Origin of the sequence: Stenotrophomonas sp. YIM B06876 (assembly GCF_030711595.1) — a bacterium.
Classification (GTDB): domain Bacteria; phylum Pseudomonadota; class Gammaproteobacteria; order Xanthomonadales; family Xanthomonadaceae; genus Stenotrophomonas.
In genome coordinates, this window is record NZ_JAUJUJ010000124.1 from 1 (window position 1) to 572 (window position 572).

The 572-nt window shown below is 53.3% G+C and carries 1 protein-coding gene; it reads left to right on the forward strand.

From position 1 onward, the window contains the following. Positions 1–572, forward strand: a 572-nt coding sequence (locus tag QZH66_RS15250) for a hypothetical protein (protein WP_305806758.1), incomplete at both ends; no start/stop codon positions are given.

A 572-nucleotide genomic window follows, 5' to 3' on the forward strand; every position in this document is an offset into this window, starting at 1 on the left:
ATGCCTTCATGGGCCGGGTGGTGGGAAATCAGACCACGGTCACTTTCGGCGGCAACGGTACGCCCATAGTCACGTCATCTGCGGGGCTCGGAACACCTGCGATCGGTAACATGGGGTTGAGTCAGTCCGGTACGGGTGTTTCCTTGGCTGGTAACGTGAAGGTGCCTGTTGCGGGTACGTCAAAGACTGTCGATGCGATAGCTCGCGCGCCTATCACCCGTGCTGCGTTTCTCGCCGGCCTTGGTGCTGTCGTCTCTAATCCGCTTGTCGGTATTGGCCTCTCTGTTGCAGCGCCCTTTGTCGCTAATTGGCTCATGGATGGCGGCGTTCGCATGAATACCAATGCGTCTGATTATCCTGGCAAGCCATTTCTTTTGGAGAAAGATTTCAAATGGAAGGATTATCTCTATTCCAATGAATCTTACGGTCCTAATTGGTTTAGCTCCCCGTATGGTGCTGCAAATGAGTGGGCTCGTGTTAGCGGCTATCCCCATGTCAACTACTCTGTACTGACTTGTGCGGTGTATTCTTGCGTTGTCCGAACGAGCCTAAAGTCCACCGGCGCTTTTATT